Annotated in this window: 16 protein-coding genes; 5 read left to right on the top strand and 11 right to left on the bottom strand. The window is 64.4% G+C overall.

Features of this window, described 5'->3' with window-relative positions; genetic code table 11:
- Positions 1-66 precede the first annotated feature (66 nt).
- Positions 67-801, bottom strand: a complete 735-nt coding sequence (locus tag E2E30_RS04555; protein WP_133187631.1) for an SDR family oxidoreductase — start codon at positions 799-801, stop codon at positions 67-69.
- Between the two features lie 97 nt (positions 802-898).
- Between E2E30_RS04555 and E2E30_RS04560 the strand changes: the two genes are divergently transcribed.
- Positions 899-1792 carry a LysR family transcriptional regulator gene (locus E2E30_RS04560; protein WP_133187633.1) on the top strand — a complete coding sequence of 298 codons (894 nt, stop codon included), beginning with the start codon at positions 899-901 and terminating at the stop codon, positions 1790-1792.
- 178 nt (positions 1793-1970) lie between these two features.
- Here the strand turns inward: E2E30_RS04560 and E2E30_RS04565 are convergent, their stop codons facing one another.
- Complete coding sequence (locus E2E30_RS04565) at positions 1971-2603, bottom strand: tyrosine-type recombinase/integrase (protein WP_133187635.1); 633 nt, start codon at positions 2601-2603, stop codon at positions 1971-1973.
- 640 nt (positions 2604-3243) lie between these two features.
- Between E2E30_RS04565 and E2E30_RS04570 the strand changes: the two genes are divergently transcribed.
- Complete coding sequence (locus E2E30_RS04570; protein WP_133187637.1) at positions 3244-4305, top strand: class I SAM-dependent methyltransferase; 1062 nt, start codon at positions 3244-3246, stop codon at positions 4303-4305.
- Positions 4298-4567 (top strand): hypothetical protein, encoded by a 270-nt coding sequence (locus tag E2E30_RS04575; RefSeq protein ID WP_133187639.1) that lies wholly within the window; start codon positions 4298-4300, stop codon positions 4565-4567. Before E2E30_RS04570 ends, E2E30_RS04575 begins: the two co-directional genes overlap by 8 nt.
- On the opposite strand, the gene E2E30_RS04580 is transcribed toward E2E30_RS04575, so the two are convergent.
- Genes E2E30_RS04580 through E2E30_RS04595 form a run of 4 tightly spaced genes read right to left on the bottom strand, consistent with a single transcriptional unit; the run spans position 4542 to position 7879 of the window.
- Positions 4542-5171 (bottom strand): isochorismatase family protein, encoded by a 630-nt coding sequence (locus E2E30_RS04580; RefSeq protein WP_133187641.1) that lies wholly within the window; start codon positions 5169-5171, stop codon positions 4542-4544. The genes E2E30_RS04575 and E2E30_RS04580 overlap by 26 nt on opposite strands.
- Positions 5161-6033: an isocitrate lyase/PEP mutase family protein gene (locus E2E30_RS04585; RefSeq protein ID WP_133187643.1), complete on the bottom strand. Its 873-nt coding sequence runs from the start codon at positions 6031-6033 to the stop codon at positions 5161-5163. The genes E2E30_RS04580 and E2E30_RS04585 overlap by 11 nt, the downstream gene beginning before the upstream one ends.
- The gene (locus tag E2E30_RS04590; RefSeq protein WP_133187645.1) at positions 6030-6944 is read right to left on the bottom strand and encodes a polysaccharide deacetylase; all 915 of its coding nucleotides are present in this window, start codon (positions 6942-6944) and stop codon (positions 6030-6032) included. Before E2E30_RS04590 ends, E2E30_RS04585 begins: the two co-directional genes overlap by 4 nt.
- A 14-nt stretch (positions 6945-6958) precedes the next feature.
- Positions 6959-7879: a maleate cis-trans isomerase family protein gene (locus tag E2E30_RS04595; RefSeq protein ID WP_206365640.1), complete on the bottom strand. Its 921-nt coding sequence runs from the start codon at positions 7877-7879 to the stop codon at positions 6959-6961.
- 2 nt (positions 7880-7881) lie between these two features.
- Here E2E30_RS04595 and E2E30_RS04600 point away from each other — a divergent pair, with 2 nt between their 5' ends.
- Together E2E30_RS04600 and E2E30_RS04605 are read left to right on the top strand one after the other, a co-directional pair.
- Complete coding sequence (locus E2E30_RS04600) at positions 7882-8172, top strand: DUF1330 domain-containing protein (RefSeq protein WP_133187647.1); 291 nt, start codon at positions 7882-7884, stop codon at positions 8170-8172.
- Positions 8173-8213: 41 nt separating this feature from the next.
- Positions 8214-9416 carry an FAD-dependent oxidoreductase gene (locus tag E2E30_RS04605; RefSeq protein WP_133187649.1) on the top strand — a complete coding sequence of 401 codons (1203 nt, stop codon included), beginning with the start codon at positions 8214-8216 and terminating at the stop codon, positions 9414-9416.
- A gap of 76 nt (positions 9417-9492) precedes the next feature.
- Here the strand turns inward: E2E30_RS04605 and E2E30_RS04610 are convergent, their stop codons facing one another.
- The 5 genes from E2E30_RS04610 to E2E30_RS04630 all read right to left on the bottom strand — a co-directional run bounded on the left by E2E30_RS04610 (position 9493) and on the right by E2E30_RS04630 (position 13815).
- The gene (locus tag E2E30_RS04610) at positions 9493-10266 is read right to left on the bottom strand and encodes a helix-turn-helix domain-containing protein (RefSeq protein ID WP_133187651.1); all 774 of its coding nucleotides are present in this window, start codon (positions 10264-10266) and stop codon (positions 9493-9495) included.
- An 85-nt stretch (positions 10267-10351) separates the two neighbouring features.
- Positions 10352-11272, bottom strand: a complete 921-nt coding sequence (locus tag E2E30_RS04615) for a polysaccharide deacetylase family protein (protein WP_133187653.1) — start codon at positions 11270-11272, stop codon at positions 10352-10354.
- Positions 11269-12195, bottom strand: a complete 927-nt coding sequence (locus E2E30_RS04620; protein ID WP_133187655.1) for a polysaccharide deacetylase family protein — start codon at positions 12193-12195, stop codon at positions 11269-11271. The genes E2E30_RS04615 and E2E30_RS04620 overlap by 4 nt, the downstream gene beginning before the upstream one ends.
- Entirely contained in the window at positions 12188-12877 is a 690-nt protein-coding gene (locus E2E30_RS04625) for an isochorismatase family protein (RefSeq protein WP_206365641.1), read from the bottom strand. Before E2E30_RS04625 ends, E2E30_RS04620 begins: the two co-directional genes overlap by 8 nt.
- An 11-nt stretch (positions 12878-12888) precedes the next feature.
- Complete coding sequence (locus tag E2E30_RS04630) at positions 12889-13815, bottom strand: hydroxymethylglutaryl-CoA lyase (protein ID WP_133187657.1); 927 nt, start codon at positions 13813-13815, stop codon at positions 12889-12891.
- Between the last annotated feature and the right edge of the window lie 22 nt (positions 13816-13837).

A 13837-nucleotide genomic window follows, 5' to 3' on the forward strand; every position in this document is an offset into this window, starting at 1 on the left:
AAAAACGAGCGCCCCCTGTCGGCCACGAAACGAGCGCCCGTAGCTGCGGACGCGCCTAGAACCTGATCAGACGAAACCGCCATTGGCGCGGATCGTCTGACCATTGACCCAGCCACCATCGGGGCTGGCTAGAAATGCTACGACCGACGCTATGTCGTCCGGCTGGCCAAGCCGCTTCAGCGGATTGGCGTCGATCATCGATTGCACCACGGCCTCCGACTTGCCGTTCATGAACAAGGCCGTTGCCGTCGGCCCAGGCGCGACCGCGTTCACGGTAATGCCACGCATGCCCAGTTCCTTGGCGAGGATACTCGTCATGGCCTCGACCGCAGCCTTCGTCGCGGTGTAGACGCCGTACCGGGGAAGTAGAGCGCCGACGACGCTGGTCGAGAAGCTGATGATCCGACCTCCATCGCGCAAGCGACGCGCACCTTCTCGCATCCCGCGGAAGACGCCAGCGATATTGACGGCAAGCTGGTGATCGAAATCGGCGTCGCTGACGTCGGCAATCGGCGCGAAGATGGCCACACCCGCATTGTTGACCAGGATATCGAGCCCGCCGAATGTGCGTTCCGCAGCGTCGAACAGCGATGGTATCCCGCCCGGCGTGCTGACATCTGCCTGTACCGCGATCGCTTCGCCGCCTGACGCGGCGATCTCGGTCACAACGTCCTGAGCATCCTCGTGACCGCGCGCGTAGTTTACGATCACGGCCATGCCGTCGGCCGCAAGGCGCTTCGCGATGGCAGCGCCGATGCCCTTCGATCCCCCGGTAACCAGTGCAACTTTACGTTCCGTCATGATCCGTCTCCTTCTGAGACGGGTATGTAGACGGTCGTGTGGCCGGGATAATCAGTCAGGTCTTGCCAAGTCCATTCGGATATGGCGAACAATGGGCATGGATCGCCTCGAAGCCATGCGGCTGCTCGTACGGGTTGTCGAACGTCGCAGTTTCACGGCGGCGGCAACCGATCTCGATATGTCGCGCTCGACTGCGACGGAGGGCATCAAGCAGCTGGAAGCCCAGTTGGGCGTGCGCCTGCTGGAACGCACGACACGGATCGTGACCCCGACGCTCGATGGCGACGCCTATTATCGTCGCTGCATCGCGATCCTGGCCGATATCGAAGAGGCGGAGGGCGCGTTTCAGGATGCCGAGCCGCGTGGGCTGCTTCGGATCGACGTCCATGCGATGATCGCGCGGCGGTTCTTGATCCCGCACATTCCCGCGTTCCTTGACCGTTACCCGCGGATCGATCTTCATATCGGCGAAGGGGATCGCCTCGTCGATCTCGTGCGCGAAGGCGTGGATTGCGTCGTCCGTGCAGGCGAGCCAACTGAAAGCGGCTTGATCATGCGTCGTGTTGCCACGCTGAACGAGATGACGTGCGCGAGTCCGGCATATCTCGCGCGCCACGGCGTCCCAGCGACACCCGCCGATCTCCAAGGTCATCGAATGATCGGCTATCTGTCATCGCGAACCGGCGAGATCATCCCCCTGGAATTTACGGTCGAGGGCCGGCTCGACTACGTCACCTTGCCCAGCCGCGTTACGGTCGGCGGTGCCGATGCGATGGGGGAGCTTGCCCGGCTGGGCATGGGGCTTATCCAGGCCCCGCGTTATCGCTTCGTCGACGATTTTGCTGCTGGCACGTTGACCGAGGTGCTGGCCGACTATCCACCTTCGCCGACGCCGCTCGTGGCGCTCTATCCGCAGAACCGACAGCTCTCACCGCGTGTCCGGGTTTTTCTTGATTGGGCTATAGGCATTTTCGCATCGGTCGATCTTTAAGAATAGGTGCCACCACGGTTCTGCGCGGTATCCGATGTCGCGATTGATCGGCGCCAATTAACACGAATGGACGGCAAGCTGTTGGAGGCTATATGCGCCCTGTTTAAGTGCAAATGCTAACGAGTTTCGGAAGTTGGGAGGCGGGGAAGGCGGCGTATATGACCGGAACTGGGTCCGCTCAGACCTCAGTCCGTTCGGCCAGTTCTAAAGCGTCCTCCACGTCAACGCCCAAGTAGCGAACCGTGCTGTCGATCTTGGCATGACCCAGAAGGATCTGAACGGCGCGGAGGTTGCCAGTCGCCTTGTAGATAATCGATGCTTTCGTGCGCCGAAGCGAGTGCGTCCCGTAATCCTGCGGCGGAAGGCCGATACCGACCACCCACTCGTGCACTAGGCGGGCATATTGTCGCGTGCTCATGTGCGCCATGTAGTCGTTTCGGCTCGGGAAGACGAAGTCGTTCAGTGTCCCGCCGCGTCGCTCCAACCATGCCCGCATCGTCTTTCGTGCCGTGTCCATCAGCTCGAACTGGACCGGTCGTTTAGTCTTCTGCTGAACCACGATGGCGCGGTCACGGACGCGCCCGCCGGAAACTACATCGCCGATCCGCACCGTGACCACGTCACAGCCGCGCAGCTTGCTGTCGATGGCGAAGTCGAACAGCGCTCGGTCGCGCAGTCGTCTATGCTGGTCGAGCCAGAAGCGAATAGCCCAGACCTGTTGCTGTTTAAGCGCCCGCTTCGCACCGATAAGCCGGCCTTCATTCCAAGGCCGAAGTTCGTGAAAGGCGGGGTCCATTGACGAGTGACCCATCGACCATCTCCATCGGGCCGGATCAGCCAATCTAGCGTACGCAGGCGCGGTAAACCGACGGTTCGGAATTGTGGTTGATCGTCCGTCGGTGATGCTGAACGAGCGGCAAGTTCGGGCGGCGCCTCGCAGTCGCTGAGCGGCCGAAAGTGGGTCGTTTCCCCCGCGGCAGATCCCGACCCAACTTACGCCATTCGGCGTTGTTCAAGTGACTGGCAGCTTTTGCTCGAATCCGCCATTCGGCTTCCGCACTCTGGACGGCCGGGAATCCACCCTAGCCCATCAACCCCTCGGTCTTGAAGCACTGGACGTCGTCGAAGGCGAAATGCTGTTCCGCCACGTCTAGCAGCCGCCCAGAAGGACCATCGAGCGTGTAGGCCCCACAACTCCGTACGCAGCGCGTTCGACTGCAAAAGCAACACCAGGTCGGTCAGCGTGCGCTCTTCCGGCGGCGCGGAAACGAGGCTGCCAAGCGTGGACCAGATCGTACGCGCGCGATGACTGGGTATGTAATTGGGCGTTAACCGGGGCCCCCGATCGGCGCGCCGCCGATCGTGACCGCCAACCGGTCATTTTCGCAGCAGTTCGTGCAGTTCGTGCTACTCCGGCTAGGGAACAGGCTTGTTTCGGGTGGACGACCACTATGACGATGGACTGCACTCTCGCCCAGCGTGGCCGCGCGCTTATCGATTTCGAGGTCGGCGTGCGTCAGGCGGCCGGTCGGATGCAGGTTGCGCTCGAGGCGAAGCTTGCCGAGCGCGGCGTCACCGCATCCACGCTGCCGGAAGAGATGGATGCGCGGCACGATCTGATCGACAGCACGCTCGACGATCAGCCCCTTTATGCGACACGAGCGTTGCTAACCGACTGGAGCGCGCGCGAGCATGGCCGGGTGTGCGAGCAGGCGTTCGACGAAGTCGCCGATACGATGGTGCCCAAGCTCGAGGCGTTGGCGTCGGGCCTCACGACGATCGTGGCGGACCCTGCCTTCGTTGCGCCGCGCTATTGGTCGGCGGTATGGTTCCACCGCACGACCGGCGGCTGGGACGGCAATGCGCATAATGGCTATGTCCACGGCGAACTGGTTCACCGTCGCTATGTCGCACGCGTTTTCCCGGGCGACGTTTACGCGCAGCGACGCCGCGTCCTCGAAGAACTGCCGCGGCACGATCACGCCCGCATTCTCGAATGGGGCACGTCGAGCGGCCATTATACCGTCGCACTGGCCGAGCGCTTTCCCGATGCCACGATCGTTGGGCTCGATCCATCGTTGCGAATGCTCGAACAGGCCCGTCGCGTCGGCAACGCGCTGGGCCATGCGTGGGACTTGCGGGTCGGCGTCGGTGAGGAGAGTGGGTTCGCCAACGAGAGCGTCGATCTGGTGACATCCTATGCTATTCATCACGAACTGCCGCCGAAGATCATCACGCGATGGTTCGAGGAAGCGTTTCGCGTGCTGGCACCGGGCGGTGACCTGTTGATGACCGACGTGCCGCGGTACGCCGATCTCGACCGGCTCGCGGCGTGGCGCTTCGACTGGACCGCGAAATGGGGCGGGGAACCGTTCTGGCGATCGTCGGCGCAGATCGACCTGGCGGCGGCGGCGCGGCGGGCCGGGTTCGTCGACGTGCGGACCTGCGCGATCCCGCCGATGGGCAATCCGTACGTGGTCTATGGGCGCAAGCCGGAATCGTCGCATGGGTGACACGACCCCCGCCCGGCGAATCCTGAAGCCCGCGCAGATCGACGGCGTCGCTAGCGCAGTCCTCGCGCTGGCCCGCGAAATTTGGGTGCTGCGGGATCGTCAGATCGTCACCGAAGCGGTGCTCGCCGCGCGCGGTATCGACCTTGCGACGGCGATCGACGCGTTCGAGCCCGATGTCGCGTTGCAGCGGCGGCTAGATACCGAGCGCGACCGGCTGATCGCACTCGTGGCGGACGCTATCGGCGCTGGCGGATCAGGCTGATCGCTTCGTCCTCGCCGACGACTTCGGCCATCTTGGCGGCCATATCGAACAGATTCTGTTCGTGCGGACGCCGATCGCGATCGCCGCACGCGTCGCGGACCACGAACGGGGCGAAGCCGTGGCACAGCGCGTCGAGCGCGCTGGCGCGGACACAGCCCGAAGTCGAGAATCCGGTGATCAGCAGCGTATCGATCCCCAGCGTGTGTAGCGTCGAAGCCAGCGGCGTGCCGAAAAAGGCCGACGGATATTGCTTGGTCAGCACCAATTCGGTCGCCTTCGGCTGCAGCATCGGCGGAAAGGCGCCGTTGCCCGATCCGCGCGCGAACGCCTTCAATGCCGGCACCTTGCGGTAGAACTGGCCGCCGTCGATGCCGCCGGGTTGATAGGCGATGTTGGTGAAGATCACAGGCACGCCCGCATCGCGCGCCGCGGCGACGAGGCGCTCGTTGGAGGCGAGCGCATCCTCGACCCCGGCGTAGAGCGGCGAGGTCGGGTCGAGATAGGCCATCACCACGTCGACGATCAGCAGCGCGGGCGCCTTGCCGAAGGCAAGCCGGCCACCAAAGCCCGCGGCCGCGTAATCCTGGTCGAGATCATCCTGCATAAAGGTCGCCTTGTGCGATCAGCGCGTCGGCACCGGTGATGCGATTGACGTCGCCGAGCGTCGCGATGTCGAGACCGCTCGTCGAACGGTGCGCCTGGACCGAGGCCAGCCAATAGGGTGCGTGGCGGACGAAGCCGTGCAGCAACAGGAGCGGGTGGAGCGCGAGCGCAAAGCCCATCGCCGCAAGTTCCGCGCCGCTGTCGGTGGCGCTGGCTCCGCCCTCGACGAGATTGTGGACCAGCGGGACGCGCTGCGCGAAACGGTCGGCCACCGCCTGGGTCTCGGCCAGCGTGCGCGGGCCTTCGACGAAGATCAGGTCGGCGCCGGCTTCGCGATAGCCGTCCGCCCGGTCCAACGCAGCCGTGATCCCCTCGACGCCCACCGCGTCGGTCCGCGCGATCACCAGCATGTCGTGCCGCGCGTCAAGCGCGGCCTTCACCTTGCCGACCGCCTCGGCGAGCGGCACCACGGTCTTGCCCGCCATATGGCCGCACCGCTTGGGAAAGCCCTGATCCTCGATCTGAATCGCCGACGCGCCGGCACGTTCGACCATCCGCACGGTGCGCGCCATGTTGAGCGCGTTGCCGAAGCCGGTGTCGCCATCGACGATCAGCGGAATCGCGACACGATCGCGGATCACCGCGACCGTATCGACCAGTTCGCTCATCGTCACGAGGCCCAGATCGGGCCGGCCGAGCTTGGTCATCGACAGTCCGCCGCCGGTGAGGAAAGCGGCGCCGAACCCGGCCTGCTCGATCAGCAAGGCGGTGAGGCCGTCCCAGCATCCCGGCACCGAGGCGAGCGTCCGCCGCCCGTCGGCGCCCGGCGCGACCAATGCGCGCAGGGCCGCGACGTGGCTCATCCGAGCTGGCCCGGAATATGGCTTTCGTGGTTCTGGAGATACCAGTCGGCAATCTCCTCGCGCGTCGCCCACCACACGCCGGGCAGCGACTTGGCATGTTCAATGAACTCGCGGATCGCGCGGATCCGGTGCGCGCGGCCCGAGACGTGCGGGTGGAGACCGACGTTCATGATGCGACCCGTCACCGCGCCTTCCTCGTACAGCACGTCGAGCTCCTCGATCAGCGCCTGGGCGAACTGGTCGGTGGTAAAGTTCTTGCGCGTGATGAACGTGAAGTCGTTGATTTCGTTGGAATAGGGCACCGAGACGATCGGGCCGTGCGGCGTCTTCAGCAGATAGGGCTGATCGTCGTTCATGATGTCGCAGTAGAAGGTCGCGCCATATTCGGCGAGAATGTCGGCGGTCTGCAGCGTGCCGCGCAACGACGACGACAGCCAGCCCTTCGACTTGCGGCCGGTATATTTCTCGAACGCGTCGAGCGTCCGCATTACGATCTCACGCTCCTTCGCCGGGTCGCCCGCGAAGTTGCTGAGCAATTCGCCTTGCTCCCAGTTATGCGTCAGCAATTCCCAGCCGCGCTTCAGCACCGCGTCGGTCATCGCGCTGCGGCGTTCGAAGGTGACGGCATTGGTGGTGCAGCTCGCCTTGGCGCCGAGCTGGTCGAACAGCTCGAACAGCCGCCAGATGCCGACTCGCTGGCCATATTCGCGCCAGGTATAGTTCGGGAAATCGGGCACGTTGCCGGGCAGGATGTCGGGCAGGATCGACGGGCCGCCGGCGTAATACGGCTTGTCGGTATCCTTGGTGAGATCCCAGGTTTCCAGGTTGAAGGTCAGGATCAGCGCGACGCGCGCGCCGTTCGGCCAGACGAGCGGCTGGCGCTCGGGGAGGGGAACGTAAGGGTATTCCATGCTCGCTATCCTTCTCAATATTTGCTCAGCAGCGTGCCGAACCCGTCCATCTGGTCGTTGATGCCCATCGTGCGCAGCGCATGCCAATAGGTGGCGGTGTTGATCGCGATGACCGGCTTTTCCAGCCAGAATTCGGCGATCGCCGCAACCTCGGCAAAGGCGAGGTTGGTGCCGGCCTGGATGATCGCGTCGACGCCTTCCGACACCGCGATCGCGGTGCGCTTCAGCTTCTGCTTGTCCTCGTGCGCGATCATCATCGGCGAGGGCGATTTGAGGCCGACGATATGGACCACCTCATAGCCCTGATCCTCGAAGAACTTCTTGACATTGGCGTCACCGACCGGCGCGTAAGGCGTGAGGATGCCAATCTTGCGGATCGCCCCGACTTCGCTCTCATACGCCTTGATCGCCGAATCGACCGCAGTCGAACCCATGATGACCGGCACGCCGCCGGTGCGCTCGAGCATCTTCTTGTGGAGGCGATCGGCACCCTCGGCGCCGTCCCAGAAGGTCTCGGCCGACATGCCCATGATGACGCAGCCGGGATCCATCGACATCGACACGTCGACCGCATCGAAGGTCGAATCGCGGATCGTATTGAGCATCACCATGAAGCTGTCGTCGTCGGTCACCTTGGTGTCCGGAATCGCGATGCGGCTGAAATGGTTGGTGACGCCGCGCGGTTGCATGGCCGCATATTCGGGCTCGACGCTGGTGTTGGTCGAGGGGGCGACGACGGCGAATTTCATTCTGGACCCGAGGGAATCGACCACGCGCTGCTCCTTGCTGTGTCGCGCCGTCTGGTAGCGCGCGCCATGCGCCGGGCCATCGGCGCGCGCCACTCTTCTCGACAGGCGGACATTTTCGCCAAGCCGCCGGGCAGGGCGGCGGGGCAGCGATAGGTTGGCCGCAAGAACAGGGATAAGGAACATCATCAATGGCGGCCTATGTCGTCGCGACCGTGCGGATCACCGATCCGGACCGGTTCGCGCTATATGCAAAGGGAATCGCGGGGCTGAGCGAGCGCTTCGGCGGCGAGGCGGTGGTTAAGGGACCGGTCGGCGAAGTGCTGGAGGGCGAGGGGCTAATCGGCGAACGCGTCGTCGTCAGCCGCTATCCCGATGCCGCCGCGGCGCGCGCCTATCTCGCCTCACCCGAATATCTCGCCGCGGCGGCGCATCGCGTCGGTGCGGCCGAGATCGTGATGCGGCTGATCGAGGTCGCCTGAGCCTGCCCGCTCTTCCTCTGCCTAATAATTCGAGAACCGCCATGACAAACAGAACCCGTGTGATCGTCGCCGGGGCGGGCCCGGTAGGCGCCGTCGCGGCCTATCGCCTGGCCGAGATGGGGATCGATACGATCCTGCTCGAATCGCAGGCCGATTGCCCCGAGGACATGCGTGCCTCGACCTTCCATCCGCCGAGCCTGGAAATGATGCGCGACCTCGGCATCGTCGATGCGCTGATCGCCGACGGGCTGAAGGCACCGCTCTACCAATATCGCAACCGCCGCAGCGGCAGCGTGATCGAACTCGACCTCGGCGAGATCGCCGACGTCACCGAATATCCGTTCCGGCTGCAATGCGAGCAATACAAGCTCGCGCGGATGCTCTCGACCAAGCTTGCCGAGCATGCGCACGGCCAGACGCTCTTCAACCGGCGGATCCTGGGGTACGAACAGGATGCCGACGGCGTCACCGTCTTCGTCGAAAGCCCGGTCGCGGTCGAGACCTATCGATGCGACTATCTGATCGGTGCCGACGGCGCCAATTCGATGGTGCGCAAATGGACCGGGGTCGAGTTCGAAGGCTTTACCTGGCCCGAACGGTTCCTCACGCTGTCGACCGATTATCCGATCGAACGGCATTTCGTCGACCTGGCGCAGGTCAATTACATCGCCGATGCCGAGGAATGGTGCGTGCTGCTGCGCGTCCCGACGCTGTGGCGGTTGCTGGTCCCCGCGCCCGAGTCGATCGACGATTCGATCCTCCTGTCCGACGCGTACAAGGACAAGGTGTTCGCCGGTCTGACGGGAAGCGCCGACACGATCGAAACCTATCACCGCACGCTGTACCGCGTGCACCAGCGCGTGGCGAAGCGCTTCCGCCATGGTCGCGTCCTGCTGGTCGGCGACGCGGCGCATCTCAACAATCCGCTTGGCGGGTTCGGCATGAATTCGGGCATCCACGACGCGTGGAACCTGACCGAAAAGCTCGGCGATGTGCTGAACGGCGGGGCCGATGCCGATGCGTTGCTCGACCGCTACGACCGGCAGCGCCGTATCGTGGCATCCGAATTCGTCCAGGCGCAGACGATCCAGAACAAGCAGGCGATGGAAGGTGCCAACGGCGACGGCAAGTCGGATACCGAGCGGCGGATGGAGGCGTTGATGCGCGATGACGACCAGCGCCGCGCCTATCTGTTGCGCCAGGCAATGTTTACCAGTCTGGAGCGCGAGACGGAAATCGCCTGATCGCGCATTCGGGTCGGTTCCAGCGCGGGACCGACCCGTCGTCCGCGGGGATGACGGAGATGTATCTCACCCTCCGCTAGATTTCCTGCCCGATCGTTCGCGCCGTGGTGAGCAACGGCTCGACGAATTGCGCGATCGCGTCCTCCATCTTGGTGGAGGACGAGAAGAACGCCAGCGTCAGCGTGCCGGCGACACCCTTATCCTTGGTCAGGACCGGCACGGCGATCGACGAGGTCTTGCCGGGATTGTGCGTGAAGCGGTTGAAGCCGCGCGTCGCATAGCCGTCGCGCAACGTGTCCGCCGCCAGCGTGCCATTCTCCAGCAGATCGATCGCGTGCATGTTGGCGCGCTTCGGCAGCAGTTTCAGCGCCTCGAGCAGATGCGTGCGCTCCTCCGCGCTGATGTGCGACAGATAGGCGAGGCCGGCCGCGCATTCGAGCACGGGCAGCGAAAAACCCGGATAGTAATTGTTGAAGGTCAAGGCGGTCAGCGCGTGGGTCGAATCGCGGATCACCATGGTGTGGCCGACATGCGTGGCAAGCGAGATCGGCCAGCCGACTCGCCGCGTCAGATCGACGATATGCGGCCGCGCCGCCATGACGAGGTGCGCGTCGCCCTGAAAGCCGTGCGCCAGCGTCTGCACCAGCGCGGTCGGCCGGTAGCGTTTGCGCGCCGGCTCGCGTTCGATGACGCCCTCGTGGAGCAAGGTCTGCACGATCCGACAGGCGGTCGGATAGGGCACTTCGGACGACCGTGCGATTTCCATCATCGAAAGCGAAGAGCCGCGGTTGATCGCCTGCAGCACGGCAAGGCCGCGGGACAGGGACCGGATGGGTACGCCTTTTTCCATTGCTACAGCGGCTCCAACGAGGCGAGGGACAAAGATACGCGCGATGTATCCGCCTGGCGATCAAAAATGTGGGACTCGATCAAATTCAGATTTTCGCAGCTTCCACGATGTCCCCCGCCGGCGCGATCCAGGCCTCGCGCTGCGCCACCAGCCGCTCGAGCAAGCCTTCGAACGCACCGATCCGATAGGGCAGTCCCATGATGTACGGCGTCAGGTGCAGCGGGAGCATGCGGCCGGCCCCGGTGCGCGCCGCCTCGGTCGTCAGCCACGCAAGCGCATCGAGGATCTGCTCGGCATAACTGTCGGCCGATTGCTGCTGCACCGTGATGATCTGCCGGTCCGACACTTCGTGATTGAGCGGCAGGTTGACGATCGAACCGGACGGTGTCGCCATCGCATAGGGCAGTTCGTCATTCACCCAGTCGAGCATGTAGGCGACGCCCGCCTCGGCCAGCAATCGCGGCGTGGCGAAGCTTTGCGAGCGCGCGATCGACAGCCAGCCGCGGGGGCGCGTGCCGGACACGCGTTCGAACGTGTCGAGCGACGTCGCGATCAGCGCGCGTTCGTCGGCTTCGGGCAAGCCGCTGGCGATCGTGCCGTTCATGTCGGTCGAATGCGCGACGATCTCATGGCCGGCGGCGACGATGTCGCGGACGATCGACGGATAGCGCTCGGCGATCGCCGCGTTGGTCGCGACCGACACCCGGAATCCCGCCTTCGCGAACGCGTCGAGCAAGCGATAGAAGCCGACTCGCGTGCCATATTCGCGCGAGGTGTAGTGGCGATAGTCGGGATAGGCGGTCTGCATATGCCCGGTCGCGCGGAACGGCGTGTCGCTCGGCACGATCGGAAACCATTCGAGACTGACGACGATCGGAATCGCGACCGTCTTGCCGCCGGGCCACGCGATCGGCGGGCGTTCGAACAGGTTGGACCATGGATAGAGGTCATGATCCATGCCGCGTGCGCGCCTGGGGTAGATGAGATACCTGGGATCGAGCGTCATCGGCCGGATTCCGCGTAGCGCGCCGCATCTGCCGTGGCCGCGTCATAGTCGTTCGCGAGGAAATGCTCGGCTATGTCGCCGCTGCGCGTGATCCACGCGCGACCGTCGGCGGCGATGTGGCGCAGCACTTCCTCGAACGCGCCGATCCGGTGCGGCTGGCCGATCAGATAGCTGTGCAGCGGGATGCACATCACGGTGCCCGACTCCGCGCCTTCCGCGGCGAGCCGTTCGAACTGCCGGATCAGCGTATCGGCATAATCGCGCGGCGACATGTTGTAGACGAAGAAGCCGTAATGATCGTTGACTTCGAGGCTGTAGGGCATCGAGATCAGCTTGCCGCCCGTGACGTGCACCGGCCCCGGCTGGTCGTCGTGATAGAGATCGCACGTATAGGTCAGGCCATATTCGGCGATCAGGTCGAGCGTGCGCGGGGTATGCGTCAGCGCCGGGGCGAGCCAGCCCTTGATCGTCTGCCCGGTCGCCGCGCGGACGGTCGCGATCGAATCCTCGATGATCGCGCGTTCCTGGTGCTCGTCCATGCCGTAGCTGTAGCGGGTGTTGTAGATGCCGTGGCTGAAGAACTCCCAGCCACGCGCATTGGCGTCGGCGACGACTTCGGGAATATGGTCGCACAGTGCCACCGACAGGCTGACCGAGCCGGGAAAGCCGTGCTTGGTCATCACGTCCGCCATCCGCCAATGGCCGACGCGATTGGCATAGTCGCGGTGGCCGTATCCGACCACGTCGGGATGCGGTTTGGTCCAGCTCTTGCGGTGCGGGTTCGCCGCCGGATCGAGCTCATAATATTCGAGATTGGGCGAGACCCACACCGCGACGGTCTTGCCGTCGGGCCATGCGATCTTCGCCCGGTCGCGATACGGCCGGAAGTCGTACAGACCGGGGTCGGCGGCGCCTTCAAGCATCGTACGCTTCCAGCCAGTCGACCACCGTCTGCACCGGTTCGACATCGGCATATTTCAGCTGGAGATCGGTGAGATTGGAAAAGTGGTAGCTCTCATGCTTGTCGGCGCAGGTCTCGATCGGGACGATCGTGCGATAGCCGCGGCTGAGCGATTCCACTGCGGTCGCGCGCACGCAGCCGCTGGTCGAGCCGCCGGTGATCACCAGCGTATCGACCTTGTGCCACACCAGCAGGCTCTGCAGCGGCGTTTCGAAAAACGCCGACGGCATGCGCTTGTCGTAGATCACGTCGATCGACGGGTCGATTTCGCAGCGTTCGTCGAAATCGTGACGGCGGCTGCCATATTTGATGTTCTGCAGGCTGTCGGGCGTGTTGGTGCGCGTTCCCCAGATGCCGGCGTCGGCGGCGTTGCCCATATAGGCGACGTGCGTCCAGATCACCGGCAGCCCCTTGCCGCGCGCGAGATGCGAGATCGTGTTGACGTGCTCGATCTGGCGCGGATCGGTTTCGTACGCGGTCTTGAACTCGTCGATGCGGGTATAGGCGTTCTGGAAATCGACGTTGACGATCGCCAGCTTGGTGCCGAAGCCGAACTTGCTGCGCGCCGGATTGGCCATGACCTCGTCGAACAGCTGCCGAGCCGTCTTTCCGTCCGAGATCATCTTCGTGCCGATCGTCGCCATGTCCGTCTTCCTTACGCCACTTGTCGAAAGCCGAGCGGCAGCCCCGCATCGGGCAAGAAGCCATAAAGTGGCTCGCCTGGCAGCGCTTCGGCCAGAATTGATCGCACAGCGGTTAGTTTTTCGAGATCGATGCCGGTCTTCAGCCCCATCGCCTCGAGCATGAACGCCAGGTCCTCGGTCACGATATTGCCCGACGCGCCCGGAGCGAACGGGCAGCCGCCCAATCCGCCGAGCGACGCGTCGAAGGTCGTCAGCCCGCAATCGAGCGCGGCCAGCACGTTGGCAAGGCCGAGCCCGCGCGTATTGTGCAGGTGAATGCCGGTCAGCGCGTGCGGCCCGGCGATGCTCTGCACCAGCGCGATCAGGCGGCGGACGGCGCTGGGGTCGGCGAAGCCGGTCGTGTCGGACAGGCCGACTTCGTCGCATCCGGCCTCCATCAGCCCCTCTGCCAGCCGCGCGATCTGCGCGTCGGGAATCGCGCCTTCCAGCGTGCAGCCGAATACCGTCGACAGGCTGCCCTCGAAATGCGGCCGCGCGCCGGCCGACAACGCGGCGATCATCGCGGCGATCGCTCTTGCCTCGTCGAGCACCTGCACGTGGGTCTTGCGAAGATTGGCGAGGCTGTGCGTTTCCGACACCGAGAGCGGCAGGGTCAGCTTGTCCGCGCCCGCCGCGATCGCCGCCGCCGCGCCGCGCGCATTGGGGACGAGCACCGCCACCGTCAGGCCGGGGATCGTCTTGGCGAAGGCGACGACTTCGGCCGTGTCGGCGAGTTGCGGCAGGAGCTTTGCCGGTACGAAGCTACCGACTTCGATCTCGCGCACGCCGGCGGCGGCTTCGGCGGCGATCCAGGCCTTTTTCGCAGCCAGCGGCATGATCCGCGAAATGCTCTGCAACCCGTCGCGCGGACCGACTTCGCTGATCAGAATGTCGGTCATCGCGCAAACCTCGCTTGGCTTA

This window comes from Sphingomonas sp. AAP5, from assembly GCF_004354345.1.
In the GTDB taxonomy this organism is placed as follows: Bacteria; Pseudomonadota; Alphaproteobacteria; order Sphingomonadales; family Sphingomonadaceae; genus Sphingomonas; species Sphingomonas glacialis.

Excerpts from the sequence above, each read along its gene's own strand:
- E2E30_RS04555 (WP_133187631.1), bottom strand. The coding sequence starts at position 801 with ATGACGGAACGTAAAGTTGCACTGGTTACCGGGGGATCGAAGGGCATC.
- E2E30_RS04560 (WP_133187633.1), top strand. The coding sequence starts at position 899 with ATGGATCGCCTCGAAGCCATGCGGCTGCTCGTACGGGTTGTCGAACGT.
- E2E30_RS04565 (WP_133187635.1), bottom strand. The coding sequence starts at position 2,603 with ATGGGTCACTCGTCAATGGACCCCGCCTTTCACGAACTTCGGCCTTGG.
- E2E30_RS04570 (WP_133187637.1), top strand. The coding sequence starts at position 3,244 with ATGACGATGGACTGCACTCTCGCCCAGCGTGGCCGCGCGCTTATCGAT.
- E2E30_RS04575 (WP_133187639.1), top strand. The coding sequence starts at position 4,298 with ATGGGTGACACGACCCCCGCCCGGCGAATCCTGAAGCCCGCGCAGATC.
- E2E30_RS04580 (WP_133187641.1), bottom strand. The coding sequence starts at position 5,171 with ATGCAGGATGATCTCGACCAGGATTACGCGGCCGCGGGCTTTGGTGGC.
- E2E30_RS04585 (WP_133187643.1), bottom strand. The coding sequence starts at position 6,033 with ATGAGCCACGTCGCGGCCCTGCGCGCATTGGTCGCGCCGGGCGCCGAC.
- E2E30_RS04590 (WP_133187645.1), bottom strand. The coding sequence starts at position 6,944 with ATGGAATACCCTTACGTTCCCCTCCCCGAGCGCCAGCCGCTCGTCTGG.
- E2E30_RS04595 (WP_206365640.1), bottom strand. The coding sequence starts at position 7,879 with ATGATGTTCCTTATCCCTGTTCTTGCGGCCAACCTATCGCTGCCCCGC.
- E2E30_RS04600 (WP_133187647.1), top strand. The coding sequence starts at position 7,882 with ATGGCGGCCTATGTCGTCGCGACCGTGCGGATCACCGATCCGGACCGG.
- E2E30_RS04605 (WP_133187649.1), top strand. The coding sequence starts at position 8,214 with ATGACAAACAGAACCCGTGTGATCGTCGCCGGGGCGGGCCCGGTAGGC.
- E2E30_RS04610 (WP_133187651.1), bottom strand. The coding sequence starts at position 10,266 with ATGGAAAAAGGCGTACCCATCCGGTCCCTGTCCCGCGGCCTTGCCGTG.
- E2E30_RS04615 (WP_133187653.1), bottom strand. The coding sequence starts at position 11,272 with ATGACGCTCGATCCCAGGTATCTCATCTACCCCAGGCGCGCACGCGGC.
- E2E30_RS04620 (WP_133187655.1), bottom strand. The coding sequence starts at position 12,195 with ATGCTTGAAGGCGCCGCCGACCCCGGTCTGTACGACTTCCGGCCGTAT.
- E2E30_RS04625 (WP_206365641.1), bottom strand. The coding sequence starts at position 12,877 with ATGGCGACGATCGGCACGAAGATGATCTCGGACGGAAAGACGGCTCGG.
- E2E30_RS04630 (WP_133187657.1), bottom strand. The coding sequence starts at position 13,815 with ATGACCGACATTCTGATCAGCGAAGTCGGTCCGCGCGACGGGTTGCAG.